This window comes from Candidatus Vondammii sp. HM_W22 (assembly GCF_022530855.2).
GTDB lineage: Bacteria > Pseudomonadota > Gammaproteobacteria > Chromatiales > Chromatiaceae > Vondammii.
Genome location: NZ_CP099567.1, coordinates 2,773,463 through 2,798,400, shown reverse-complemented (window position 1 = coordinate 2,798,400; position 24,938 = coordinate 2,773,463). Strand labels below are relative to the sequence as shown.

Below are 24,938 nucleotides of genomic sequence, written 5' to 3'. Positions count from 1 at the left end.
TCCGGTTAGGCAAAGATGGTGTCGATCGCGTGATCCAGGGTGCTGCGGATATCCGCATCATCGGTAATCGGGCGGACCAGTGCCATACGGCAGGCATCCGTAGCTGCGATGCCCTGTAGGATCAGATTGGCGGCATAGACCAAGAGGCGGGTGGATATGCCCTCATCCAGGCCGTGACCCTTGAGGTTGCGGGCTGCCTGTCCGATTTTCACCAGCTTGGCTGCTGTTTCCGTATTGATTCCAGTCTCCTTGGCAATGATCTCAACTTCGAGGTCGGCAGAGGCATAATCAAAATCCAGCGCGCAAAAGCGTTGTTTGGTGGACTGTTTGAGATCCTTCATCAGGCTTTGATAGCCAGGGTTGTAGGAGATCACCAGCTGAAAATCAGGGTGTGCTTTTATCACTTCACCTTTTTTATCCAGGGGCAGCGTGCGGCGGTGATCGGTCAGCGGATGAATTACCACCGTCGTGTCCTGTCGTGCTTCCACCACCTCATCCAGATAACAGATGGCGCCGATGCGCGCCGCCGTAGTCAGTGGGCCGTCCAGCCAGCGGGTGCCGTCTGCATCCAGCAGGTAGCGGCCGACCAGATCGGATGCCGTCATGTCTTCATTACAGGCTACGGTAATCAGGGGTTTTCCCAGCTTCCAGGCCATGTGTTCGATGAAACGGGATTTACCACACCCGGTCGGGCCTTTGACCATCACCGGCAAGCGAGATGAATAGGCGGCTTCGTAGAGCCCTGTTTCGTTGCCCTGCTCCTGATAAAAAGGCTCTTCGGTTATTTTGTATTGTTCGATATCAGACATCATTAAGTACCTTCTTATTAAGTCCATTGCAGGGGACAGGGGATCAGTATGTACGGATATGGCAGCATCGACAATGATGCCGCTTCCACCTCTGTGGTGAAAAAAAAGCCCCCGCTCTATGCAACATAGTGGCGGGGGTTTTTCCGGCTAAGCGTCCAACTTACTTGTGTACGCCCAGCTTGTCGCGCCATCCTGGGAAGATAGCGTCGGCATCGTGTGGGAAGGATTCGAATGCGCGAGCGAATTCATTGTGCTCTTTCGCAAACTCAATCGGATCGGCACCCTCTACCCAACACTCGTAGGCCTGACGCAGAGAGGTCGCACCGGCAGCTGGGCTGTCGATGTGGCCATAGGAGCCACCGCCGGCGGTATTGATCACGTTGCCGTGGCCCAGGTTCTCGAAGAAGCCTGGGAGACGCAGGGCGTTCATGCCACCGGAGATGATCGGGGTAGTAGGCTTCATACCAAACCATTTCTGGTTGTAGATCGGGCCCTGGCACTCGTCACGCTCAATCATGTAGGCGATGATCTTGTCGTCAGCGCCACCTTCCATTTTTCCGTAGCCCATGGTGCCGACATGGATACCGGAGGCACCCTGTAGACGTGACATCTTGGCCAGAACAAACGCAGTGTAACCACGTCTGGAAGAAGGCGAGGTGATCATGCCGTGGCCGGCACGATGGTAGTGCAGGTATTGGTTCGGATACTGACGGCGGGCAGTGGTGATCATGCCTGGGCCACCGACGAAACCATCAACCAGAAAGGCGACTTTATCGGCGTCTTCACCGAAGACTTCCAGGATATAGTCCGCACGGGCACACATCTCATGGTAGTCGTCGGCGGTGATGTTGGCTGAGAATAGTTTGGCTTCGCCGGTCTCGTCCTGGGCGCGCTTCATGGCGTCAGCCACCAGAGGGATTACCTTCTTGGTAGGGCAGAACACCTGGTTGCCCTGAGGCTCGTCATTCTTGATGAAGTCGCCACCCAGCCAGAACTGGTAGGCGGCTTCGGCGAAGGGCTCGGGGCGCAGGCCCAGCTTGGGCTTGATGATGGTGCCGGCGATGTAGCCGCCATTTTCCAACGGGCGGCCGAGGATGCGCCACAGGTCGGAAATGTCTTTGGCCGGGCCATCGAACAGCTGGATGGCGCGGGGGGGTACGAAAAAGTCGATCATCTGACCATAGGCGATGTCGCCCATGCCCTGGTTGTTACCAATCGCCAGAGTCAGGAAGGAGACCAGCATCATGCGGCCATCGGTGATGTTACGGTCGAACAGCTCCATCGGATAGGCGATGCGCATATCCTCTGTGGCCTCATCGATGTAATAGACCAGTGCGTCAACGCCCTTGGTGAAGTCGTCGGTGGTGGAGACCTCAACGTTGGTGCCGGTAGAGGACTCGGCTGCAAAGTGGGTGGCCGCTTCCAGGTAGCCATGGCCGGTAGCCGGTTTCATCTTGTAGGCGCAAAGAATGTGTTTGCCTCCGGCGATCAGCTCTTCTTCTCTCAGACTCAGGTCGGAATATCGACTGGATTGGTCAAGGGCCATGATGCGTAACCTCTGTATTGTTAGGTTTATCGTGGATTTCCGGCGGGCTGTTTCAGTAACGGCCCGCCAGGACTGGGACGAAATATAGCTGCCTTATGATATAAACAAAATTCAAAGTTTTTGATGGAAACCATAAGGCAAATGTTATGCTTGTACTCCTTCAGGGTAAGTTATCAGTAAAGTCTGTGCAGAAGGGCATATCCACACCCTCCCGCAAACATCTGTAGGTTGTGATTGAAAATCTACCTTTCAAGGTGATGTTGACGGGAACAATTATGAGTATTACGTTTAGACAGTTGAAGGTCTTTGAGGCTGTGGCTACGCATCTCAGCTATACCCGGGCAGCAAAAGAGCTGTTTCTGAGTCAACCGGCAGTCTCTATGCAGATCAAGCAGTTGGAAGAGATTATCGGATTACCTATGTTTGAGAAAATAGGGAAGAAAGTGCTTCTGACTGAGGCGGGAAGGGAGCTGCATGGCTATGGCCGTTCGATTTTCGGCCAGATGGAAGATATGGAAGAGGTGATGGAATCCCTCAAAGGGTTGAATCGTGGGCGTCTCGATATCGCGGTGGCCAGTACCATCAACTATTTTGCTCCAAGGGCACTGGGTGGCTTTTCCCATCTCTATCCCAAGGTAAAACTGAGCCTTGAAGTGACCAATCGCAAAAACCTGGTGCGCCTGCTGGAGCAGAATGAAAAAGATCTGGTGCTTATGGGACAGCCACCTGAGGGGCTGGATCTGGATGCCGTACCCTTCATGGATAATCCATTGGTGGTGATTGCACCTGTGGACCATCCTTTAGCAGGTGTGAAGAAGATCGCATTAAGCCGACTGTCTGAAGAGACTTTTCTGATGCGGGAGGCGGGTTCCGGTACGCGGCTCGCGATGAAGCGCTTTTTTGAAAAGCGGGGCATCACTATTAAACAGGGGATGGTGATGACTCGTACTGAGGCGATCAAACAAGGGGTGAGAGCCGGACTTGGCCTGGGGATTATCTCAACCCACACCATGGAACTGGAGATGGAGACGGGGCGGCTGGCGGTTCTGGATGTGGAAGCCTTCCCGTTGAACCGGAAATGGTACATCGTTCACCGTCGCGGCAAGCGCCTCTCTCCTTCTGCTCAGGCATTTAAAGCGTATCTTCTGAGCGATGCAATGAAGGGTGTTTAGCCCATCAAAACTTAGGTGGATTCTTAAAGAGCCCATACCCTTTTTTTAACAGTGGCACTGCGCCATTGCGAGTTTACATCTATTCGGGCTGCCCATGGGCGGCCTGAAAATAGATAGCGACTAAAGTTGTGTTGGTAGGCTAGAATGGTTCGTTTTGTGGCACTGGGATGGACTCAAGGGTTCGGCAGAGGTCAGGGTTTAACGCGGTTCTCAAGAGCGCATTAACCGGGATAGGGTATGTCAAAACGGCCAGTTGATAGCGGGAGTACTAAATCCAATGCGGGTGATCTGCTTGGCAGCATTAACCTGCCTGCTGATTTGCGCCGACTATCCCTGCCGCAACTCAATGTATTAGCTGGTGAACTGCGGCGGTTTCTGATCGATACGGTCTCCCGGACAGGAGGGCATCTGGCGGCAGGCCTGGGTGTGGTCGAGCTGACCATTGCTCTCCATTATGTTTTTGATACACCCGATGATCCTCTGATCTGGGATGTGGGACATCAGGCCTATCCCCATAAAATTCTTACCGGCCGGCGCGAGCAGATGGGCTCTTTGCGCCAGAAAGAGGGCCTCTCCGGTTTTCCACGCAGGGACGAGAGTGAGTACGATGTTTTTGGAACCGGCCACGCCAGTACCTCTATCAGTGCAGCCCTGGGTATGGCGGTGGCGGCCAAACAGCGTGGTGAGCGGTGTAACGTCGTTGCGGTGATTGGTGATGCCGCCATGGGCGGCGGCATGGCTTTCGAGGCGTTGAATCATGCCGGCGCCCTGGACCTGGATCTGCTGGTAGTTCTCAATGATAACGATATGTCCATATCGGCTCCGGTCGGAGCATTCAGGAACCACCTCGCCCGCGTTCTTTCCAGTAAATTCTATACCAGTGTGCGCGAAGGGGGGAAATCGGCCCTCAGCAATATGCCTAATATCAGTGAGTTGGTGGGGCGCTGGGAAGAGCATATGAAGGGGATGGTGATGCCCGGCACACTGTTTGAAGAGCTGGGTTTTAACTATATTGGCCCGATCGATGGCCACGACCAGGAGACCCTGGTTACAACGCTGAAAAACATGAGGGCGATGTCGGGACCACGGCTGCTCCATGTAGTGACACAAAAGGGGCGAGGATATAAACCGGCAGAAGGTGATCCCTGTGTCTATCACGGCGTCACCCCGTTTAACCTCGAAACCGGCAAGATGAATCAGAAGCCGGCCAGTGGCCCGACTTACACCAAGGTGTTTGGCCAGTGGCTGTGTGATGCAGCGTCTGAAGATGATCGTCTGGTCGCCATCACGCCTGCCATGTGCGAAGGGTCGGGAATGGTTGAGTACTCCAAACGCTTCCCGAATAGGTATTTCGATGTCGGTATTGCTGAGCAGCATGCCGTTACCTTTGCCGCCGGTATTGCCTGCAATGGGGGCAAGCCGGTGGTCGCCATTTACTCCACGTTTCTGCAGCGGGCCTACGATCAGCTGGTGCATGATGTGGCGCTGCAAAATCTGGATGTCACCTTTGCGGTGGATCGTGCCGGTCAGGTGGGCGCGGATGGTGCGACTCACAGCGGCATCTTGGATCTTAGCTATGCCCGTTGTATCCCCAACATGGTGGTGATGACACCGGCGGATGAAAATGAGTGTCGGCAGATGCTGCAAACCGGTTACCAGCATCAGGGACCTGCGCTGGTTCGCTATCCGAGAGGGACCGGACCGGGTGTGGCGATCTCCGCCGCACTAGAGGTTTTGCCTCTGGGTAAGGGTGAGATTCGTCGTCAGGGCCGGAAAGTGGCATTTCTTGCGTTTGGCAGCCTGCTTTCGGTTGCAGAGGAGGTGGCGGAGCGTCTGGATGCAACCGTCGTCAATATGCGGTTTGTAAAACCGCTGGATGAGGCGCTCGTGCTGGCGTTGGCCGACAGCCACGAGTTGTTGGTCACCTTGGAAGAGAATGTGATACAGGGCGGTGCCGGCTCGGCTGTAAACGAGTATCTGGCATCTATACAGCAGCATGCTGTGCATGCCATTAACCTGGGTCTTCCTGACCGGTTTATAGAGCATGCAACGCAGCAGCAACAGCTCGGCGAGGCGGGGCTGGATGTCGCGGGTCTGCTACGGACGGTTTCCCTGGCATTGGGGAGTAATGAAGGCCAAATTATCGGCTCTGTTTGATTATTATTCAACCGGCACGCTTTGCTATTTTGTAACTATTCACCAGGAAGGTGAAGTTTGAAGCTGATACTTACAGAATTTCTATAGATTATGCTGAATAGTTGCGCGTTTTTTTGATTTCCCCACTCGTAAACATTTGCATGGTATTACTGAGGCATTGCAGGAAAGAGGATTAAATGAAGCGATTAATTGTCATATTTCTGATTCTTGGCGTGACCCTTCTGGTGATTCCCGGTGTGATCGGCTTTCAGACGGAAGAGCGCTATGAAACGTTGCTCAGTCGGCTTGAAAAGGGCGGCCTGCAGATCGTTGGCCGCAGTTACCAGCGCGGCTGGTTTGGTTCCCGTGCTGAGACCGAATTATCCCTGATGGTTCCGACTTCATCTGACACGGGCCAGATTCAATCCAAAGAGTACAGGTTTACCCTGCTAAGCCATATTTCTCATGGTCTCCTGACCACGGAAGGGCTGGGTATGGCAGTGGTCGAGAGTGAGATGCTGGTTGATGGTGAGCCGGTTTTTCCAGCCGACTACCCGGCCACTATCCGAACCTCTATTGGTTTGGGTGGCACAGGAACCACACAGGTGGATCTGCCCCAGGTAGAGATTGCCGCCAGTGGCAAGCGTCCTGGAATCCGGCTTGGTGGTGTGCAGGGTGAACTGACCTTCAGCTCCGACCTTGATCAGGCGGATATTCATTTGAATATGAACGGATTGAAGCTGATTGAGGGTGATGCCAAACTGCTGGAAGTCGGCCGGGTGGAACTGAATTCCAGTTCCGGGCTTGATGATGCTTCCGGTTTTATGCTCGGCGGCGGTCAGTTCGAGATAGAATATCTTGATATTCAGGATACTGCTACTGGTACCCGGATCAGGCTGGCTGGTATTGGCATCGAGGTGGAGAGCAGTGCTGAAGGTGGTAATGTTTCGGGATTTGCACTCTATCGGCTGGAGAAAGCCAGTGTTGGTGATCAAGTTTATGGTCCGGCTGAGCTGAAGGTGGCGATTGATCACATTTCAGGCAAATTGATGGCTGAGCTTCAGGAGTCGCTGCAACAGATCAACACGAGGCAGTTGTCCGAAGTGGAGAAGCAAACGGCTGTGATGGGCGTCCTGATGGAGAGCGGACCGGAATTTCTGAAGTCTGATCCCCGTCTGGCTGTTGAGCGGCTTCGGGTGAAAACGCCGGATGGCATTGTGGAGGCGCACTTCTCCATTCAATCAGGGGGGCTTGAGTGGAAACAGGTCGGGGATATTTCTGCGGTACTGGGCAAGCTGGTTGTCGATGCATCTCTGCGTATGCCTGAAACGCTTTTTCGGCAACTTCTTATCCAGCAGGCTGAAAGGCAGGTTACGCAACGGCTGGAACAGCGCAGGCAAGCTGGAGAGAGAGTCGACGTGCCGGATAAACAGCAGTTGAGCCGCATGGCAAAGACAGCTGCCAATCAGCAGTTGGAGCAGTGGTTGCTTCAGGAGATGCTGGTAAGGGATGGCGGGGATATCACCACTAAAGCGAGCCTTTCGGATGGATTGCTGACCGTCAATGGAAAGATGTTGCCGATACCGATACTCTAATTATAATCATCCGGAAACACTCAAAAAATCCAGAGGAGCCCAGAGTACACGGAGGCTATTTTTGTTTTTCAATATGTAATCTTTGCGTACTTTGCACCTTGTTTACGGTCACTTCGTCGATTTAGTGCTGTTTCTGGGCGGATACTGATTAACAATTGCCGGGTGGGCTATGGAATTATCTGGCATTGCAGTATTAACCGCCGTGGCCAGGGCAGGGATGAAGGTGAAGGATGTGCTGGCTGAGTGCGTTGACAAGCAAGTCTCAGCAATCCCGTTCTGCGACACAAGTGGTGCGGTGACCGGTCGAATCACCATCGACCGGATATTCAGACTGGCAGGTCTACCTTCTGATCTGGTGAAGGGCGCTCATCTTCTGGGTGATGCCATCGATCATCTCAATATCACCTTGACCAGCCTTCAACAGTTATTGGAGCAGCCAGTGGAGACATTAGTCGATGAGAACCCCCCTGCGCTGACTCCCCACTCCCCGGTGATAAAAGCCTTGGCCATTATGGAGAGTTTTGATACCACTTGCCTGTTCCTGATGGATCAAGGGCACTACCAGGGATCGATTACCCGTCTGGAACTGGCTCGGTAAATGCTGCTGGGTCAAATTTAGTGGAGGAGGCGTTTACCAGCGAAATGCTTATCTCCCTGGCCATTCTGGTCGGGAGCTATATCCTTATCTTCTCTGAGCTGCTGCACCGGACCAGTGCGGCTATCCTCGGTGCTGTGGTGATGGTGTGGATCGGCATGCTTGGTGGCTTCTATAGCCAGGAATCTGCCATTCAGGCAATCGACGGCAATACTATTTTTCTACTGGCCGCTATGATGATGGTGGTGGCCATGCTGCGTTCCACCGGTGCTTTTGAATATCTGGCCATCCGTATGACCAAACTGGCCCGGGGTGATGCCCGGTTGCTGCTGCTTTATCTGTGCCTTGGTGTCAGCCTGATCAGCATGGTTCTTGATAACGTCACCACGGTGATCGTTTTTGCCCCGCTGACCGTGCTCACCTGTCGACTGCTCGAACGCAATCCCATGCCTTTCCTTATGGCGGAGGCCATGTTGTCGAATATCGGTGGTGCCGCAACCCTGGTGGGTGATCCGCCCAATATTATGATTGGTAGCGCCGCCGGCATAGATTTTACCCGCTTCCTGACCCATATGGGCCCACCGATTGTGTTGGTCTGGATAGGTGCCGTTGGTCTGTTGATGCTGCTGTTTCGCAGGGAGCTGGCCAAGGGAGGGAAACAAGGCGTGGTGGAGTTGGATGAGCGGCAGGCGATCAAGGATCCCTCGGCTCTGATCCGGGTGCTTATCTCGCTTGCCGTGATTGTGATTCTGTTTTTTGTCCACCACCATTTGCATCTCTATCCCGCCTATGTGGCGTTCATCGGCCTGTCGCTGGCGTTGCTGTTGCTGAGACCTCAGCCCGATGGACTGTTCGGTGAAGTGAACTGGTCCGTTCTGGTCTTCTTCTGCGGGCTGTTTGTGATTGTCGGCGGGGTTGAGGCATCCGGTCTGCTGGAGTATCTGGGGCGGAGGTTGGCTCCCATCGCAAGCGACCCTGGGAAATTACTGATGGCCTCGTTGTTTCTTATGTGGATGGCCGCTATTCTCAGTGCGATAGTTGATAACATCCCTTTTACCGTCACTATGATTCCCATTATCCTCAGCCTGGAGAGTCAGGGCGTCAATATCACGCCTTTCTGGTGGGCACTGTCGATAGGCGTCGGGTTGGGGGGTAATGGAAGCCACATCGGGGCGACGGCGAATCTGATTGTTGTTGCAGAGTCGGAAAAGTGTGGTATCCTAGAGGCCCGTATTTCGCCCATGCAGTGGCTGCGGGTGGGGTTGCCAGTTACCCTGATTGGCCTATTGCTGGCGACTCTTGTTTTTGTCCTTTTCTTTGATTTCTTTACCGCTTCATAATGATATCGCAGCCGTTTTCCAGGCAAATACAAGGACCGCCCGAAGGCGGCCTTTATATTGAACGAATTTGCCGGGGTTGGTTGGATCAGCTGCCTTTATTATCCATCAGCTGCTCAATGATCGGCTGCAGTATGATCTCCATGGAAAAACCCATTTTGCCGCCGGGCACCACGATGGAGTTGCGGCGTGACATAAATGAGCTATCAATCATTGAGAGCAGATAGGGAAAGTCAGTGTTGAATTTCTTTGGCTCTTTGAAACGGATGACCACAAAGCTCTCGTCCGGCAGCGGGACGTCACGGGCGATAAACGGGTTGGAGGTATCCACTGTCGGTACCCGCTGGAAGTTGATGTCTGTGCGCGAGAACTGTGGTGTGACGTGGTTGATGTAGTCAGGCATACGTCGCAGGATGGTATCGACGATGGCCTCTTCGCTGTAGCCACGCTCTGCGTTGTCACGGAAAATTTTCTGGATCCACTCGAGATTGACGATGGGTACCACGCCGACCCCCAGATCCACATGCTGGGCGACGTTGTCATTCCCGTCTTCCACCAAGCCGTGCAGTCCTTCATAAAACAGCAGATCGGTTCCCTCTACGATTTTTTCCCAAGGGGTGAACTCACCGGGCTTTTGATCACAGCCAAGGCGTGCATTATGCTTAGCAGCTTCTTCCTGGCTGTGAAGATAGTAGCGTTTGTCTCCCGTACCGGTCTCGGCATAGCTTTTGAACAGCGCTTCGATTTTATCGAAGCGGTTTGCCTCAGGGCCGAAATGGCTCATGCCGCCGGTCATTTTCTCGCGCATCTCAACGCGGGTATAGCGGTGAAAGCTGTCTCCTTCGATAACGGCAGGCTTGAAGCCGTCGCGGAAAAAGATGTGCTCAAAGGCGCGCTTGACGGTAGTGGTGCCCGCGCCTGAGGAGCCAGTCACTGCAACGATAGGGTGTTTTCTGGACATCTGTTTTTCCCTCTAAAATTGTCTCAATTCTCCATTTTGAGAGTTATGGGAACCTCTAAAAAATCGACAAAGGCCAATAGATCTCTAGCAAATCTGGAGAGCCCGATATCTTCACGCTCATTTTTCTGGCAACACTCATATCCATACCTCGCTTCACCCGGCCAGCTACACTAATCGACGCATTACGCATTACGCATTACGCATTACGCATTACGCATTACGCATTACGCATTACGCATTACGCATTACGCATTACGCATTACGCATTACGCGCTAGTCGATTGGCCTGCTGGGCAAACACGTGCTCAACTTGAGCCCGAACTCTTGGTTGTTTTCGGTTTGCCTCTTGCTCACGTTCATTCAAGGGGCGTTTGCGTGTTGGCTTGCGATGAATCTGACTGCGGTAATGCGCACCCGGTAAAGCGGCTTCTCATTCTGCACTACGGTAAGCAGAATCGGCCCAGACACTGCCATTATTGTTGTTCTCATCCAGCAGTTCCTTGAAGACCTGACTATCGTGAATTTCTACTGATCTGATGGCGTACTTGCGAATGACCTTGTGCTTCCGATCTATGCTGATGTGGTTTTTGTACCCATAGTGGGTTTTGCCATGCTTCATAGTCCAGTGGGCTTCAGCATCCTTCTGGCGGCCTCAGGGCTATCCCCGGCTTTGATCTGCCTATTTTCCTCTCGCGTATTGTGTCGCCTGGGTACTGGAACGATAACGGCATCTGCAATCTGTCCCTTGCGGGCACTGAAGCCTGCTGCATCAATTTGGATCAACAGTTCTGAAAAGAGTTTATCAACAAGGCCCCGTTCTTTCAGGCGCTCAGGATACACCCAAACCGTTTTGGTATCGGGGACCTTACCCTCCGGGCTCAGCCCAAGAAAACGACAAAAGCTATAGCGATCCCGTATTTGGAACTCTGTTTGATCATCGGATAGATTGAACAAATGCTGTAGGACCAACGCACTGAACATCAGTACCGCGTCGTAAGGTGGGTGCCCACTTTTACTGGGATCACTGTTTTTATAAACTGAGCCCAACAATACCCGAAAAGTCTCCCAATCTACGGTCCTTTCCAGCTTTGGCAACGAGTCTCCCAGTTGCTCAAGGGGGGCAAGTCGGTCTTGATGATCAAAAAAACTTGGTTGCATGGCTTTTATCAATGGTTGGTTGAGTTGGTTACTATTATCACTGGTTTTGGAAGGTTTTCAGAGGCTCCCTTATCTGTATTCATTGTGCAAATAATTGAAAAACAGAAATTACTCTATTCTTCTCAATTGCCTGCACAGATTGGCAACAGGCCGAATAGTCGTAAAAAATCCGAATATAACATGAACTGCTCGAAACGGGGCGGTTGATGATTCGAATAGGTAGCCAAGCGTTTTCTATAGAGGCCCCAATGCTTTCAGTTACCCGAGCATTTCATGGATATCAGAAGAAGATACCCATCATTACCATCATGACGACCAGAAACAGTATGGTCATGACGCCACCAGCCCGGATGAAATCAGGTACCCGGTAGCCGGCAGGTCCCATGATCAGGGCATTGACCTGATGAGTGGGGATCAGGAAGGAGTTGGAGGTGGCTATGGCAACGGTAAGTGCAAAAACTGCAGGATCGGCACCCACGCCGATGGCGATATTGACGGCGAGTGGAACCAGCAATACGGTGGCGCCTACATTGGACATTACCAGGGTAAAAAAGGTGGCAAGTACCGCCACGGCCCCCTGTATCACCCACACCGGCATATCGCCGACAATCGACAGTGTCTGGTCGGCAATCCACTTGGCGGTACCGGTACTCTCCACGGCCAAGCCTAATGGGATCAGGCTGGCGAGCAGGAATACGGTCTTCCAGGAGACGGCCTGATAGGCTTCATCAATTTTCAGTACCCCTGAGAGGATCATACCAACTGCACCAGTAAGCAGAGCAATCGACAGACGAATATCGGTAAACAGTACCATAAACAGTGCAATGCTAAAGAACAGGGCTGCCCATCCCACCTTCTTTGGACGCAGCTCTTCACGCGGGTACTCCGTGGTGATCACGACAAAATTGGAGTTATTCTCCAGCCGTGCCAGATTGTCCCAGGTGGTATGCGTCACCAGCGTATCACCGGCATGAAAGGGCATACTTCTGATGTGGTCGCCACTGCGCAGTGTTTCACCATCACGGTGTATCGCGATCATGCTCAGCCCGTAGGTCTTGCGCAGCCAGACATCACGTGCGCTTTTACCGATAAGCTGAGAACCTGGTGGTATAACCACTTCTGCAATACCGGCCTTGGAAGCCGACAGTGACTCTGAGAAACTCCGCAGTTCGGTGCGTTTCTTCAGATCGTACTTATCGACCAGGGTATCAATGTGGATTTTAGCGGCCAAAAAGCCCAGCACCATGCCACCCTCTACCTCGGTATCGTAAGCCACTGAACCAGGGCCAACCATGCTCTCCTGACCACTGTATTTAACACCGATCGCCCTGACACTATAGGTGCTTTCCACCTCGCCCAGCAGTTTTCCCACCAGATCGCTGTCGTCCGGTACCACAATCTCGAACAGGCTGGGTTTGATTCCGTACAGATCATGGAAATACTCCATGACATCCGAGCCGGTAGTACCACTCTCTTTCGTCGTGGTGGGCAGTACGAAACGGCCCGCCACTACAAAATAGATGACGCCGGTTGCCACCAGCGCCAAGCCGATCGGAGTCACTGAAAAGAGTCCCCAGGCTTCCATCTGCTGCTCAGTAGGCAGTGCCGTATTTGACGTCTGGATCAGGTCATTGAGCAGGATCAGCGGTGATGAGCCAACCATGGTCACGGTGCCGCCGAGAATGGCGCAGAAGCCCATGGGCATAAGCAGCCGGGACATCGGTAGTCCGGAACGGGCTGAAATACGTGATACCACGGGCAGAAACAGGGCAGCAGCACCAACGTTCTGCATGAACGAGGAGATAATGGCGACAGTACTCGAGATAATCGGAATGATGCGTTTTTCTGAAGTTCCGCCGGTTTTGAGAATAAAAGCGGCTACCTTGGTCATTATTCCGGTCTTATCAAGACCCGCGCCGATAATCATTACGGCGATAATGGACATGACGGCATTACTAGAGAACCCATCGAACAGGTGCTTGGGGTCGACCAGCCCCTGTCCCAGCCCCATAATCGGCGCCAATAGTGTGGTCAGGCCCAGCAGAACCATAATGCTCATCGCTGCCACATCGACATCGACAATCTCAAAGGCGAAAAGGTAGATAGTCAGCAGCAGGAAGGCAGTAACCCATGCGATTTCTATCGTTGGCTGCTCATAAGCGAGAAGCATGCCCATCATGACGAAGATGGCAATGGATGCTAGTCTTTTCTTAATTAGCTGTTTTGTGGGTATTTTCTTCTCTTTTTGGGCCATTGTTTTGCTCTAATTATTTTACAATTACTATCATGAGACGATCAAAAAACCCTGATATTCTAATTTAGATACTTAACTTCCAACAGACTAATATCTTTATGTCAGCCAAAGGACGCTATATTTTCCTTTCCAATGCCCCTGTTTTGAGCAATTTCTGTCCCGTTAATCTCGCTAATAAAAAAGAGTTTTAGATGCGGGGCATTGCAAAAGCAGATTTGTTGCAACCGCTTCATGCTGAAGCGTTGGTCTACCTTCTGAATTTATATGCACTTGACCCCATGGGTGGAGGTAAAGCACTTTCCGGGTGCGTTAAGGAGAATCTTGCATCGGCGCTTAATAATCGGGAGGATGCTCGCTGTCGGCCATTTGCGAGAGTGCTGTGTGGTCTGCGCCGAATGAAATGATGGTGTGGCGAAGCGGCACGTGCGCAAGGTGGATTACAAGTTGTAAATGTATCACCTATACTTTTCAGAAAGACTTCGTTTGGCGTCTGATAATTGAGGCATTTCCGAGATTGATTGTTGAGTTTTTCCACCACAGTTGCAAGTATTAGATCAGTGACCTTTCGCCAATCGATCCCTTTAGGAAAGTAATGGCGTAGCCGCCCATTGGTATTTGGTATTTGGTATTTTCATTGGTGCTTCGTTGCCAGGGGGAATAAAGATCAGCAAAGTAAGCATTCATGCCTGTGGCCTCTTCAATTTCTTTGAACTGAGCACATTCTTTACCGTTATCAACCGTCAGGGTTTTACGCCATTTCTCCGGACTAGAAAAATACTGCCTGATCCATGCAGTGGAGGTGTCAACATGCCTCGCCCGGCTATCGTTTAATCGATAGCCGTTTTTTCCCGACCGAACCTGCCTTCAACCGAAATACGCTGTAGGTACGCCTCATGTCGTTGTGCCTTCAAAGGCTTCAGTTCTTCCCGGTTCGCTTCGGCGACTTTCTTTGACCATCCTAATAGTTTGCCCGCAAAACGAGTGCTGTGCTGCTTGAGATAACGCCGGTTGCCTCGTGTCCCCTGAAGGTGCTCCCAGAGACGACTTCTGGATAGAAGCCATAGCGTGTTCGGTAAGCTCCAACCTGAGATTTCAGATCGAAAAGCATCCCAACGAAGATCATCCATCAGGATCGCCCAATATCGATGTAGCAACCAACGGGGCAGGAGTGCCACTTTTGGCCAGTATTCCCCCCCATCGCTCGATGTGGTCCAGGTTCTGGCGCAAGTACTGCAACTGTTGCTTGATCCCCCAACGCCATACCTTTCCGGCAGGCCTCCCCTGCTTCACTATCGCGAGGTAAGCTTTATACGTCTTTTCACAATAGGTTCGAGGTTTCTTTTTCAACACCGTCCTGGGATGGAGGATGTCGATGATCTGCTCACCGAACTCCCTCAACAGACTCAGGTCGGCAGGATAACGAATTGCCCGTGGAGGGATTGTCGCATCCAGAATCAATTTGCCCTGGCGTTCCGATGCTTCTTCAGATGCACTCCCTGAAACTGAGGACGGTTCATCATCATCTTTTTGTTGCGACTTTCCTATTTCATCTGGTCGACTCTGAATGGCTGGGCTTTTTTTATCTTTATGCTTTACTAGCGCATCGATGACAGCACCATGAAATGCCTCAAAGACCGACGGCCCCATCCGCTTGCAAATCTCAGCAGATAACGAAGGGGCAAACGGCACATCCATCTGATAACCCGATAGCCCTACGAAATACTGACAATAGGGATATTTCTGGATCTGCAGGACAATCTCTCTGTCGGAAAGGCAGAGCTTGTGTTTAATGATTACCGCGCCAATGATCAGTCGGGCATCTTTTGCCGAACGACCCTGTGTGTCGAAGTCCCTGATAGTAACTTTCTGCCAATTCATCCCTGGGAATACACTCGCTCATTTTAACCCAGTGGTTGCTTTAATCCGGTGCTGTTTGAAAGGGCCAATCAAATTCGGCGAGAGGGATTTGTCTATGGCTGTGATATCGAATCATAAGATGCACGGATTTTGGTGGATATGGCTCGCTTTTCAGGCGCTATTATACCTGATATGGCGTCTTTACGGCAATAATATTAGAGAGTTATGGTTTATGAGCAGGCTCTAGATACTGGGTGCCTAGCGGCGCGTAGTAGCTTGTGCAGGTCAAAGATGCGATCGAAGCGGTCCACTAAAAAAGGCTGGCGTTACTTTGAGGGAATACCAAGCGTCTTTAGCTGCTGGATTCAACGGAGTCTGGCCCGGTTGTAGGAATATCCATCTCCCACAGCCGTTCCAGCTGATAGAAATCACGGACCCTGGATTGCATGACATGGACGACAACACCGTTAAGATCGACCAGCGCCCACTCGCCTTCAGTGAGTCCTTCTGTACCCAGGGCCGCTTCTCCAGCCTCTTTGGCCTGGAAAGCGACAGTTTCCGCAATGGATTTTACGTGCCGGTTCGAGTTGCCGCTGGCGATGATCATGATGTCAGTGATGCTGGTTTTGCCTCTTACATCGAGTACTTTGATATCCTGAGCTTTCATGTCGTCCAGAGCCTTGAGGGCCAGGTCGCGGAGTTCTTCTACCGTCATTTAATTGTCCGATGGTTAGTTTCTGAATGTATTGAGGCGTTATTCTACAGTGAAAATGGCGCTAACGTTTTTTTTCAGCCGTATAGACTCTTTTTTTCGATAATTTTGAGAACACTATCCGGTAACAGGTAGCGTGGGGAGCGTCCCTGACTGAGCATTTCCCGGATGGCTGTTGCCGAAATTGCCAGCTGGGTGACCGGCTGAAAGAGGATCGATCCGCCCGGTGCGGCTCGAAGCTGGTCGGGATTTGCCGTAAATCGGGTTTTGTAGTTGTCGGGGTGGTGTTCTCCGGGGCGTTGCATCACCACCAGGTGAGCCAGCTCCAATATCTGCTCTGGTTTGTGCCATGAGGGGAAACCACGGAAGGCATCGCTTCCCATCAACAGGCAGAGGGGGACGTCCCCCAACTCTTTGCGCAGAGATAAAAGTGTATCGACGGTGTAGGATTTTCCCTGGCGTATTAACTCTCTGTCATCCGCGCGGAATTGAGGTGTCCCTTCCACCGCTACCTGGACCAGCTCCAGGCGCTGTTGTGGAGAGAGGTCGGGTTCTCCTCGGTGGGGCGGGTTTTGCAGCGGGATAAACCGGACCTGCTCCAACCCAAGCGCCTGCAGTACATCCAGCGCGGTGCGCAGGTGGCCGTAGTGAATTGGATCGAAAGTACCGCCGAGAATGCCTATCATTCAATAAAAGGCCTCTATTCCCGGATATGTCCGTCCCCGAGAACAATATATTTTACCGAGGTCAGCCCTTCCAGACCAACGGGTCCACGGGCGTGAAACTTGTCGGTGGAGATGCCTATTTCCGCCCCGAGCCCATACTCAAAGCCGTCGGCAAACCGGGTTGATGCGTTGACCATCACCGAGCTGGAGTCAACCTCGGCCAGGAAGCGCCGGGCATGGGTGTAGTTCTCTGTGACAATCGAGTCGGTATGCTGGGAGCCGTGGTTATTGATGTGCTCAATGGCACTCTCCAGCCCCGGCACAATGCGAATGGAGAGGATAGGAGCCAGATACTCAGTATCCCAATCTTCATCGGTGGCGGCTTTGCACTCTTCAATCAACTGGCAGGTCTGCTTGCAGCCTCTCAGCTCCACCTCTTTTTCGATAAAAGCGGTGGCCAGCATGGGCAGGATCTCTTCAGCGATCCCCTCTGCAATCAGCAGTGTTTCCAGTGTATTGCAGGTGCCGTAGCGCTGGGTTTTTGAATTCATCGCAATATCAAACGCCTTGCCGACGTCTGCCCGGTCGTCGATGTAGACGTGGCAGATGCCGTCCAGGTGTTTGATCACAGGTACCCGCGCCTCTTTGGAGATACGTTCGATCAGGCTTTTGCTGCCACGGGGAATAATGACATCCACATACTCGGGCATGGTGATCATGGCCCCGACGGCAGCACGATCCGTCGTGGCGACGACCTGAACGGCATCCGCAGGCAGTCTGGCTTTCTCCAGCCCTCTATGAATGCTGGCAGCGATCGCCTGATTGGAGTGAAATGCCTCGGAACCGCCTCGCAGCACCGTAGCATTGCCTGATTTCAGGGAGAGAGCAGCAGCATCTGCGGTGACGTTGGGCCGTGACTCATAGATGATGCCAACCACGCCGAGGGGCACCCGCATATGTCCGACCTGGATACCGGAGGGACGATATTTCATGTCGAAAATTTCGCCGATGGGATCTGCCAGGGCGACTATCTGACGTAGCCCTTCGATCATGCTGTCGATGCGGGCAGGCGTCAGCTCCAGTCGGTCCAGCAGTGCGGCATCGAGTCCTTTGGCTGCGCCTGCTTCCATGTCTCTGCCGTTTTCTGCTATCAGACTCTTGCGATTGTTGTCGATATCCACGGCAATGGCCAACAGGGCTGCATTTTTCTCTCCTGCGCTGGCTGACGCCAATCGGCGGGAAGCCGTGCGGGCCTTTTGGCCAACTTCGCTCATATAGGCTGCGATATCGGAGATGTGATGGGACATGACGGCTGTCAACCTGTATTCAAAATCGGAGAATTAGGTTGATACTAAAGGTTAAAAGCTAAAGGTTAAAGGGGTAGCGGTAATTCCGGCCATTCGGGTGGCAATATCCTGGAGCAATAACCAGGGGTCTCGTCTGTCTTGCCCCTTGATGGCACGGTCGGCTTCTCCGCAGAGCAAAAGCAAGCTGCGCCAGCCGGATGTGTTCAGTCGTTGCAGCCCTTTTTTGACCAGAGGTTTGCGTTTGTCCCAAATCTCACGTCGTCCGGCAATGGCTTGCTGTGGCGAACGGCCTTTTTCAACTTCAGAGGCCAGGCTGCAGAGCAGTCGGATTTCACGGGTCAGAGCCCAAAGGATGATGGTTACGGCAGTCCCCTCGGCCTGTAATCGATTGATGATACGCTCGCAACGCGCCACCTTGCCTTGCAGTGCGCTGTCAACCAGCCGAAAGACATCATAACGGGCACTGTCCGCTGCTGCATCAGACAGTTGTTCCGGGGTGATCACGCCAGGGCCGTGCAGTAGCAGCAGTTTATCGATCTCCTGGGTTGCCGCCAGGAGGTTTCCTTCGATCCGCTCCGCCAGCATGGGTATGACGTCGGCTGCCGGGGTCAGTCCGACCTTTCGCATACGCTGTTCCAGCCAAGGTATCAGGCGGTTTCCTTCCACCGGCCAGATCTGTATCAAAACGCCTGCCTTCTCCAGGCTTTTAACCCATTTGCTATTGCTTTGGCTTCTTTCCAGTTTTGGCAACATGATCAGGAGCAGGGTATCCGGGGGTGGGCGCTCGGCATACTCCACCAGGATTTTGACGCCATCTCTTCCCGGTTTTCCGGTGAAGATACGCAGGTCGATAATGCGCTGTTCTGCAAACAGCGAGAGGCTGTTGGCTTCAGCAGTCAAACGATTCCAGTCGAAGCGGGCATCGGCTTCAAGGATTTCACGGCTGGTATATCCCTGTTGCCGGGCTTGTGCGCGGATGCTGTCTGCCGCCTCGCTCATCTGCAGTGGTTCATTACCGCTCAGAAGGTAGATTGGGGCAAGCCCTCGCTGCAGCTGTGCTTCGAGCTCATGAAGACGAACCCGCATGGGTCAGAGCTGGGACTGTAGTCTGCGGAGGAGGCGGCTGGCTAGGTCACGCTGCATGTCTTTGCGCAGCAGACTCTCCTCCTGTTGTTTGCCCAGAATCTCATCTTCGGTGTTCAGGTAGGTTTGGATTAAATCGATGGATTGCTCAGAGACCAGTTTATGTCCCTCTGCTGATACAAGGGTGAACTTGGCGCTTTCATGGAGCTCATATTCTGCTACCTTCCCGCCGCCATCCACTGACAGCACTCTCCGGCTGCTGCTGCTGCTAACACGCAGTTGGCTGCTTGCCTGTGCTCGCTTATCGACAACATCAATACTATTGCCTTCGAGTAGCTGGGTCAGCTCCAACCGCAATGCATCGTATTCGCCAAGCCCCTGGATCTGGACTGGGCTGATTGAGGCGGGGAGGTCAGCGGCACCTCTCAAATGGAAGCCGCAACCCTGCAACAGGAACAGGGTGGCGAAGATTACTGTGCCTATGGGTAAATAGCTCTTTCCTGACATCTTAATTCTCCTGTGCGGCGGCTGCCCCGTTTCTATTTTGCGACGATGTTGACCAGTTTGTTCGGAACCACAATGATTTTCCGGACAGGATTGCCATCAATGAATTTCTGCACATGTTCATCTGCCAGGGCGGTCTGTTCAACGGCCTGTTTGTCGGCATCTGCCGCAACCTGAATTTTTGACCGGATCTTTCCATTTACCTGTACCACGTATTGAATGCTCTCCTGTTTGAGGGCGCTCTTATCGGTCAGTGGCCAGTCAGAGTGCAATATATCATCTCCGTAACCCAGCTCGTGCCACAGGAGGTGGGTGACATGGGGGGCGATAGGTCCCAGCAGGGAGAGAACAATGCCAAATCCTTCGTGCAGAATAGCTCTGTCTGTGGTGCTGTTGCCCAGCTTGCAGAGGATATTGACCATCTTCATGCAGGCGGAGACTACGGTATTGAACTGCTGCCGATCATAATCGAAATTTGCCTGCTCAAGGGAGGAGTGAATCCCTCTGTGTGCCTCCTTTTGTGCATCATTCAGGTCGTTGATCCGGCCGGAGCCCTGACGAATCTCATTCTGTCTGTTCCAGGCCAGATTCCAGAGCCGCCGGATAAACCGGTTGGCCCCTTCAACACCCTCATCCGACCACTCCAGAGATTGTTCCGGAGGTGAAGTGAACATGGTGTAGAGCCGCACGGTATCGGCACCGAAACGGTCCACCATGGATTGGGGGTCGACGCCGTTGTTTTTTGATTTTGACATCTTCTCGATGCCGCCTATCATCACTGGCTGGCCATCTGCCTGCAAACTTGCTTTGATGGAGCGGCCTTTTTCATCGTGCTGAATATCCACCTCTTCCGGGTTGAACCAGCTTTTGCTGCCGTCAGCTTCATTGCGGTAAAAGGTTTCGGCAATCACCATGCCCTGGGTCAGTAGCCGGGCAAAGGGTTCGCTTGATTCAATCAGCCCGACATCCCGCATCAGCTTATGGTAGAAGCGGGCATACAGCAGGTGCAAAATGGCGTGCTCGATGCCACCAATGTAGTGGTCTACCGGCAGCCAGTAGTTGGCCCGCTCATCCAGCATTTTGCCGGAGGCATCTGGACAGGTGTACCGGGCGTAGTACCAGGATGACTCCATGAAGGTGTCAAAGGTATCGGTCTCTCTTTCTGCCTGGCTGCCACACTCCGGACAGCGGGTTTGATACCACTCGGGCATCTTTTTAATCGGGGAGCTGCCAGTGGCATCAAATGCGATATCTTCCGGCAGAACCACTGGCAGGTCTGCATCGGGAACCGGTACTATGCCGCATGTGTCGCAGTGGACCATCGGAATTGGTGCGCCCCAGTAGCGTTGCCGTGACACCCCCCAGTCACGCAGGCGGAAATTGACCGTTTTACGTCCTTTTTCAGCCCCTTCCAGATAGCTGGCAATGGCGTCAAAAGCGGCCTCGGATGTCAAACCATCGAACTGGCCGGAGTTGATCAATTTCCCTTTCTCGGTATAGGCGGCCTTGGCGATACTGCCCTCGCTGCCGTCTGCCGGCGTTATCACCTGTTTAATGGCTACGTTATATTTTGTCGCGAATTCCCAGTCGCGCTGGTCATGACCGGGTACTGCCATGACGGCGCCGGTGCCATAGCCCATGAGTACAAAGTTGGCGGCGAATACCGGTACCGCATCTCCGGTAATGGGATGAATGGCATTGATGCCCAGGCGCAGTCCCTTCTTCCCCATGGTCTCTATGTCGGCCTCTGAGGTGCCGCCCTGACTGCATTCGTTAATGAATGCCTTGAGTTCAGGGTTGGTCTCAGCCGCTTTTAGTGCGAGCGGGTGCTCTGCCGCCACCGCCATGTAGGTGACGCCCATCAGGGTGTCCGGGCGGGTGGTGTAGATGGTGAGTTTTTCTGCTGAACCTTCAATCCCGAAGTCCATCTGTACGCCTTCGGAGCGGCCGATCCAGTTGCGCTGCATGGTGCGCACCTGCTCGGGCCATGCGTCCATATGATCCAGCTCTTCCAGCAGCTCGTCGGCGTAGGCGGTTATTCTGATGAACCATTGGGGGATTTCTTTGCGCTCGACCAGCGCGTCGGAGCGCCAGCCTCTGCCATCGATTACCTGCTCGTTGGCCAGCACGGTCTGGTCTACCGGGTCCCAGTTGACGACTGAATTTTTACGGTAGACCAGCCCTTTTTTGTAGAGCGCGATAAACAACCACTGCTCCCACTTATAATAGTCAGGTTTGCAGGTGGCCAGCTCCCGGTCCCAGTCGTAACCGAACCCCAGGCTTTTCAGCTGGCCTTTCATGTAGTCGATGTTGGAGTATGTCCAGTCGGCAGGGGCCATTTTATTTTTGATTGCGGCGCCCTCTGCCGGCAGGCCAAAGGCATCCCAACCCATAGGCTGCAGTACATTTTTCCCCAGCATACGCTGGTGGCGCGCCACAACGTCACCAATGGTGTAATTGCGTACATGCCCCATATGCAGTTTGCCGCTGGGGTAAGGGAACATGGAGAGGCAGTAGTACTTTTCTCTGCCTGGATCTTCCGTGGCTTTGAAGCTGTTGCTGGTGTCCCAGTGCTTCTGGGTCTCCGGCTCGATTTCTGCTGGGTTGTATATCTTTTTCATCGTTTGGGTAGGCGCTAAGCTGTATTGGAAGACTTAATCGGAGAAGGATACCTTACGGCGGGAGATACATGAAGGCGTTGTCTTCATTTAACTCTCTGCGGTCGTGGGTGTGCATGGTGCCTTAGAGGAGGCGCGACTCTCAGCAGCCTGTTGATGAATTGGGTAATGCAGAAAGCATTTTTTTCCTGAATCACCTTGAGTTCCACACTACATGGTGTAATAACTGTAGGTAAGAGGTGTGTCGTTCTGCCATGAGGATTGAATTATGAAAGAAACCAATTCTGTTGATCGGCTGGTCAACGCCTACGAGAGGATGTTGGAGCATGTGGATTCGATGCTCGACAAGGCAGAGAAGAATACGCTCCCGAACATAAAGAAGAGTATTGATGCTGCCCGGGAAAAGGCGGTGGAGTTAAATGAGTTGACCCGGGAAGAGGCGGAAAAGGTGGCTGCCTATCTGGAGCGGGACATGAAGGATGCCGCCCACTTTTTGTCCGAGACCGGTGACGAGTTCCGGGCGTGGTTCAAGTTCGATGTCCAGCTGGTAGAGGCACGAGTGTTGGAGATGCTGGCCAATGTTGCAGACCGAACCCGGCTGGAGCTGGATCGGCTTGCCGAGAGGGCCCGTGAAGGCGTACTTTATCATACCGGTGAGATTACCGGCCCCGGGACTCTGGTCTGCACTCAGTGTGGCAAGGAGCTTCACTTCCACAAAACCGGGCATATCCCTCCCTGCCCAAAGTGCCATGCCACCGAGTATCGTCGGAGATGAATGACTCAGGGATTTCTTAGATGAGCAGTGAGTTCTGCTCCTGAAAAGCTAGCTGAGTGCTGCCCAAGTAGGTATTCAGTATTTGTTCCCAGTTATATCCAGGAGCGCTAATTTTGTCCCATTCGCTGTTTCCGCAGGCGAGTGTGCATTTGAGGGCGCGGCCAACCGGCCCCTGATGTTTGAGCTGTACCTTCTGGATCTGTTTCGAGAGAGGGAGGTCTGTCAGAATCTCTTCTGCCAGTGGCTGATCGAACAAACTGTTGAGGATTGAGAGCAGGCCCGCGGTGAAGGCCATGCCACGTTCATCAGCTTGTTCACTCTGCACCAGCGCCTGACACATATGGCCCACGTACCAGTATGGTATTAAACAGCTCCTGGGGTTTGTTCTCCATGCCTGAAAGGACGATTAAGCTGGCTTATGCTCTGGTTTTTCGCAAACCAATATAGGCTGCCGCCTGGGTAACGCTATCGATTCTGCGCGGCAGCGACATGGCGGCGGAGTTAGTGAAATGCCCCCATTCTCTGGCGTGACGTAGTGTTGTGAACTGTGGGGTCGCCGCTCATTATATCGGCAACGCCACTGTTCAATAACAACTCTGGCTTCGGTCAGGCTACCAAATATCTCTGCATTTAAACACTCCTTGCGGAAAATGCCGTTGAAGCTTTCATTGCTGCCATTTTGCCAGGGTTTTCCCAGTTCAATATTGGCTAGCTTAATATCATCCTTTTCCAGTTCCTCGCGCAGTACGAAGGCCAACAGCTCAGCTCCGTTGTCGCTGCGAATGGCTCGGGGAATTCCGTAGCGAATGATTAATTCACGTAGCACCGCTTTCACGTGTTGACTCTGTAGGTATCGACCAGTTTTGATTGCCAGACAATAACCGGTTGCTTCGTCCTTGACCGTCAAGTACCGCAGAGGCTCTGCGTCATGATAGCGGTCATGTACGAAATCCCATGCCCACACATCATTCCGTCGTAGCGCCAATCCCTCCAGTTTTACCCCAGTGCGAATCTTCCGTCGAGGGCGATAAGGCGGCAAACACAGGCCATTAAGCCTCCAGAATCGATATACGCGTTTGTTGTTTACCTGCCAACCGTCTGAGCCGCAGATAGGCGCCTGCTAAACGATAGCCCCAACTGGGATCCTCCCGCACCACTACACGCAACGCGGCCGACAGATGCCGGTCACGACGTTCTCGTTTTGAATATAGTGAAGCCCCGATCGCGGTGTCGTACAAAGCCAGCTTGCTCGCCTTTGGCTAAGACCCCGTTCAATAGCAAACAATGCCATTGTAGATTCAATGGGTTGATGCAACACATTATACTCAATGATCAATTTATGGGGATTATGTGATGGCAAGACTTGGCAGACCTGGACTCACAGATGATCAAAAACAAGAACTATGGTCACGTTGGCGGAAGGGAGAATCACTTAGTGATATAGGCCGTTCCCTCGAAAAACACCCTGCATCAATTTTTGGTATGCCAAGACTATTTGGAGGGTATTGCCCTTCAGTTCGCAAACGCGCTCAAAATGCTCTCATTCTGGAAGAACGTGAAGAAATATCCAGAGGGCTTTCCGTGGGCTTGTCTTTGCGTTAGATAGCAAGAGACCTTGATCGCTCACCCTCAACCATAAGCAGGAAAATTTAGCGCAATGGGGGAATTGAACCGCTATCGTGCAAATATTGCTGATAGTAAAGCTTGGGATCGTGCTCGTAAGCTAAAGCTGTGTAGACTTTCCCAGTGAGATAATCTTCGTAAAATCGTAGCCGATAAGCTTTCAAGAGTGGTCTACTGAGCAGATATCTAGCTGGCTAAAGCGAAATTACCCAGAGAATGAGAGAAGTTACG

Annotated in this window: 22 protein-coding genes; 6 read left to right on the top strand and 16 right to left on the bottom strand. The window is 52.7% G+C overall.

Features of this window, described 5'->3' with window-relative positions:
• Positions 1–5: 5 nt before the first annotated feature.
• Entirely contained in the window at positions 6–809 is an 804-nt protein-coding gene (locus tag MN084_RS15845) for a CbbQ/NirQ/NorQ/GpvN family protein (protein ID WP_241085817.1), read from the bottom strand.
• A 160-nt stretch (positions 810–969) separates the two neighbouring features.
• The gene (locus MN084_RS15840; protein ID WP_241085818.1) at positions 970–2,355 is read right to left on the bottom strand and encodes a ribulose-bisphosphate carboxylase; all 1,386 of its coding nucleotides are present in this window, start codon (positions 2,353–2,355) and stop codon (positions 970–972) included.
• A gap of 275 nt (positions 2,356–2,630) precedes the next feature.
• On the opposite strand from MN084_RS15840, the gene MN084_RS15835 reads away from it, so the two are divergent.
• The 5 genes from MN084_RS15835 to MN084_RS15815 all read left to right on the top strand — a co-directional run bounded on the left by MN084_RS15835 (position 2,631) and on the right by MN084_RS15815 (position 9,193).
• A complete protein-coding gene (locus MN084_RS15835; protein WP_241085819.1) occupies positions 2,631–3,527 on the top strand; it encodes a LysR family transcriptional regulator in 897 nt (298 codons plus the stop codon).
• Between the two features lie 237 nt (positions 3,528–3,764).
• Entirely contained in the window at positions 3,765–5,684 is a 1,920-nt protein-coding gene (dxs, locus tag MN084_RS15830; protein ID WP_241085820.1) for a 1-deoxy-D-xylulose-5-phosphate synthase, read from the top strand.
• Positions 5,685–5,860: 176 nt separating this feature from the next.
• Positions 5,861–7,258 carry a YdgA family protein gene (locus MN084_RS15825; RefSeq protein WP_241085821.1) on the top strand — a complete coding sequence of 466 codons (1,398 nt, stop codon included), beginning with the start codon at positions 5,861–5,863 and terminating at the stop codon, positions 7,256–7,258.
• Between the two features lie 169 nt (positions 7,259–7,427).
• Complete coding sequence (locus tag MN084_RS15820) at positions 7,428–7,856, top strand: CBS domain-containing protein (RefSeq protein ID WP_241085822.1); 429 nt, start codon at positions 7,428–7,430, stop codon at positions 7,854–7,856.
• A 44-nt stretch (positions 7,857–7,900) separates the two neighbouring features.
• On the top strand, positions 7,901–9,193 hold the full coding sequence (locus MN084_RS15815) for an ArsB/NhaD family transporter (protein ID WP_241085823.1): 1,293 nt from the start codon (positions 7,901–7,903) through the stop codon (positions 9,191–9,193).
• An 85-nt stretch (positions 9,194–9,278) separates the two neighbouring features.
• Here the strand turns inward: MN084_RS15815 and MN084_RS15810 are convergent, their stop codons facing one another.
• From MN084_RS15810 to leuS, 12 genes are all read right to left on the bottom strand, one after another.
• Positions 9,279–10,151 carry a phosphoribulokinase gene (locus MN084_RS15810; RefSeq protein ID WP_241085824.1) on the bottom strand — a complete coding sequence of 291 codons (873 nt, stop codon included), beginning with the start codon at positions 10,149–10,151 and terminating at the stop codon, positions 9,279–9,281.
• A 430-nt stretch (positions 10,152–10,581) separates the two neighbouring features.
• Positions 10,582–10,770 carry a transposase gene (locus MN084_RS15805; protein ID WP_241085825.1) on the bottom strand — a complete coding sequence of 63 codons (189 nt, stop codon included), beginning with the start codon at positions 10,768–10,770 and terminating at the stop codon, positions 10,582–10,584.
• Positions 10,767–11,309: a transposase gene (locus MN084_RS15800; protein ID WP_241085826.1), complete on the bottom strand. Its 543-nt coding sequence runs from the start codon at positions 11,307–11,309 to the stop codon at positions 10,767–10,769. The genes MN084_RS15805 and MN084_RS15800 overlap by 4 nt, the downstream gene beginning before the upstream one ends.
• A 280-nt stretch (positions 11,310–11,589) precedes the next feature.
• On the bottom strand, positions 11,590–13,563 hold the full coding sequence (locus MN084_RS15795; RefSeq protein WP_241085827.1) for an SLC13 family permease: 1,974 nt from the start codon (positions 13,561–13,563) through the stop codon (positions 11,590–11,592).
• Positions 13,564–14,390: 827 nt separating this feature from the next.
• Positions 14,391–14,690 carry a hypothetical protein gene (locus MN084_RS15790; protein ID WP_241085828.1) on the bottom strand — a complete coding sequence of 100 codons (300 nt, stop codon included), beginning with the start codon at positions 14,688–14,690 and terminating at the stop codon, positions 14,391–14,393.
• Positions 14,683–15,441, bottom strand: a complete 759-nt coding sequence (locus MN084_RS15785) for a transposase (protein ID WP_330178167.1) — start codon at positions 15,439–15,441, stop codon at positions 14,683–14,685. The genes MN084_RS15790 and MN084_RS15785 overlap by 8 nt, the downstream gene beginning before the upstream one ends.
• A gap of 331 nt (positions 15,442–15,772) precedes the next feature.
• Positions 15,773–16,135, bottom strand: coding sequence for a ribosome silencing factor (gene rsfS / locus MN084_RS15780; protein WP_241085829.1), 363 nt, complete (start codon positions 16,133–16,135; stop codon positions 15,773–15,775).
• Between the two features lie 74 nt (positions 16,136–16,209).
• The gene (gene nadD, locus MN084_RS15775) at positions 16,210–16,818 is read right to left on the bottom strand and encodes a nicotinate-nucleotide adenylyltransferase (protein ID WP_241085830.1); all 609 of its coding nucleotides are present in this window, start codon (positions 16,816–16,818) and stop codon (positions 16,210–16,212) included.
• Positions 16,819–16,832: 14 nt separating this feature from the next.
• A complete protein-coding gene (locus MN084_RS15770) occupies positions 16,833–18,104 on the bottom strand; it encodes a glutamate-5-semialdehyde dehydrogenase (RefSeq protein WP_241085831.1) in 1,272 nt (423 codons plus the stop codon).
• A 51-nt stretch (positions 18,105–18,155) separates the two neighbouring features.
• The gene (gene holA / locus MN084_RS15765) at positions 18,156–19,190 is read right to left on the bottom strand and encodes a DNA polymerase III subunit delta (protein ID WP_241085832.1); all 1,035 of its coding nucleotides are present in this window, start codon (positions 19,188–19,190) and stop codon (positions 18,156–18,158) included.
• Positions 19,191–19,193: 3 nt separating this feature from the next.
• Positions 19,194–19,694 (bottom strand): LPS-assembly lipoprotein LptE, encoded by a 501-nt coding sequence (locus tag MN084_RS15760; RefSeq protein ID WP_241085833.1) that lies wholly within the window; start codon positions 19,692–19,694, stop codon positions 19,194–19,196.
• A gap of 32 nt (positions 19,695–19,726) precedes the next feature.
• Positions 19,727–22,312 (bottom strand): leucine--tRNA ligase, encoded by a 2,586-nt coding sequence (gene leuS / locus MN084_RS15755; RefSeq protein ID WP_241085834.1) that lies wholly within the window; start codon positions 22,310–22,312, stop codon positions 19,727–19,729.
• A gap of 265 nt (positions 22,313–22,577) precedes the next feature.
• Between leuS and MN084_RS15750 the strand changes: the two genes are divergently transcribed.
• Positions 22,578–23,084, top strand: coding sequence for a zinc ribbon-containing protein (locus tag MN084_RS15750; protein WP_241085835.1), 507 nt, complete (start codon positions 22,578–22,580; stop codon positions 23,082–23,084).
• A 16-nt stretch (positions 23,085–23,100) separates the two neighbouring features.
• On the opposite strand, the gene MN084_RS15745 is transcribed toward MN084_RS15750, so the two are convergent.
• Positions 23,101–23,409, bottom strand: coding sequence for a hypothetical protein (locus MN084_RS15745; RefSeq protein WP_241085836.1), 309 nt, complete (start codon positions 23,407–23,409; stop codon positions 23,101–23,103).
• An 81-nt stretch (positions 23,410–23,490) separates the two neighbouring features.
• Positions 23,491–24,123 carry an integrase core domain-containing protein gene (locus tag MN084_RS15740; RefSeq protein ID WP_330178166.1) on the bottom strand — a complete coding sequence of 211 codons (633 nt, stop codon included), beginning with the start codon at positions 24,121–24,123 and terminating at the stop codon, positions 23,491–23,493.
• Between the last annotated feature and the right edge of the window lie 815 nt (positions 24,124–24,938).

What these genes read in the sequence shown, in the direction of transcription:
- MN084_RS15790 (WP_241085828.1), bottom strand. Translation starts at nt 14,690, where the DNA reads ATGGATGATCTTCGTTGGGATGCTTTTCGATCTGAAATCTCAGGTTGG.
- MN084_RS15820 (WP_241085822.1), top strand. Translation starts at nt 7,428, where the DNA reads ATGGAATTATCTGGCATTGCAGTATTAACCGCCGTGGCCAGGGCAGGG.
- rsfS (WP_241085829.1), bottom strand. Translation starts at nt 16,135, where the DNA reads ATGACGGTAGAAGAACTCCGCGACCTGGCCCTCAAGGCTCTGGACGAC.
- dxs (WP_241085820.1), top strand. Translation starts at nt 3,765, where the DNA reads ATGTCAAAACGGCCAGTTGATAGCGGGAGTACTAAATCCAATGCGGGT.
- MN084_RS15795 (WP_241085827.1), bottom strand. Translation starts at nt 13,563, where the DNA reads ATGGCCCAAAAAGAGAAGAAAATACCCACAAAACAGCTAATTAAGAAA.
- MN084_RS15760 (WP_241085833.1), bottom strand. Translation starts at nt 19,694, where the DNA reads ATGTCAGGAAAGAGCTATTTACCCATAGGCACAGTAATCTTCGCCACC.
- MN084_RS15825 (WP_241085821.1), top strand. Translation starts at nt 5,861, where the DNA reads ATGAAGCGATTAATTGTCATATTTCTGATTCTTGGCGTGACCCTTCTG.
- MN084_RS15840 (WP_241085818.1), bottom strand. Translation starts at nt 2,355, where the DNA reads ATGGCCCTTGACCAATCCAGTCGATATTCCGACCTGAGTCTGAGAGAA.
- MN084_RS15810 (WP_241085824.1), bottom strand. Translation starts at nt 10,151, where the DNA reads ATGTCCAGAAAACACCCTATCGTTGCAGTGACTGGCTCCTCAGGCGCG.
- MN084_RS15805 (WP_241085825.1), bottom strand. Translation starts at nt 10,770, where the DNA reads ATGAAGCATGGCAAAACCCACTATGGGTACAAAAACCACATCAGCATA.
- MN084_RS15800 (WP_241085826.1), bottom strand. Translation starts at nt 11,309, where the DNA reads ATGCAACCAAGTTTTTTTGATCATCAAGACCGACTTGCCCCCCTTGAG.
- MN084_RS15770 (WP_241085831.1), bottom strand. Translation starts at nt 18,104, where the DNA reads ATGTCCCATCACATCTCCGATATCGCAGCCTATATGAGCGAAGTTGGC.
- MN084_RS15785 (WP_330178167.1), bottom strand. Translation starts at nt 15,441, where the DNA reads ATGAATTGGCAGAAAGTTACTATCAGGGACTTCGACACACAGGGTCGT.
- MN084_RS15815 (WP_241085823.1), top strand. Translation starts at nt 7,901, where the DNA reads ATGCTTATCTCCCTGGCCATTCTGGTCGGGAGCTATATCCTTATCTTC.
- MN084_RS15835 (WP_241085819.1), top strand. Translation starts at nt 2,631, where the DNA reads ATGAGTATTACGTTTAGACAGTTGAAGGTCTTTGAGGCTGTGGCTACG.
- MN084_RS15845 (WP_241085817.1), bottom strand. Translation starts at nt 809, where the DNA reads ATGTCTGATATCGAACAATACAAAATAACCGAAGAGCCTTTTTATCAG.
- MN084_RS15750 (WP_241085835.1), top strand. Translation starts at nt 22,578, where the DNA reads ATGAAAGAAACCAATTCTGTTGATCGGCTGGTCAACGCCTACGAGAGG.
- holA (WP_241085832.1), bottom strand. Translation starts at nt 19,190, where the DNA reads ATGCGGGTTCGTCTTCATGAGCTCGAAGCACAGCTGCAGCGAGGGCTT.
- leuS (WP_241085834.1), bottom strand. Translation starts at nt 22,312, where the DNA reads ATGAAAAAGATATACAACCCAGCAGAAATCGAGCCGGAGACCCAGAAG.
- nadD (WP_241085830.1), bottom strand. Translation starts at nt 16,818, where the DNA reads ATGATAGGCATTCTCGGCGGTACTTTCGATCCAATTCACTACGGCCAC.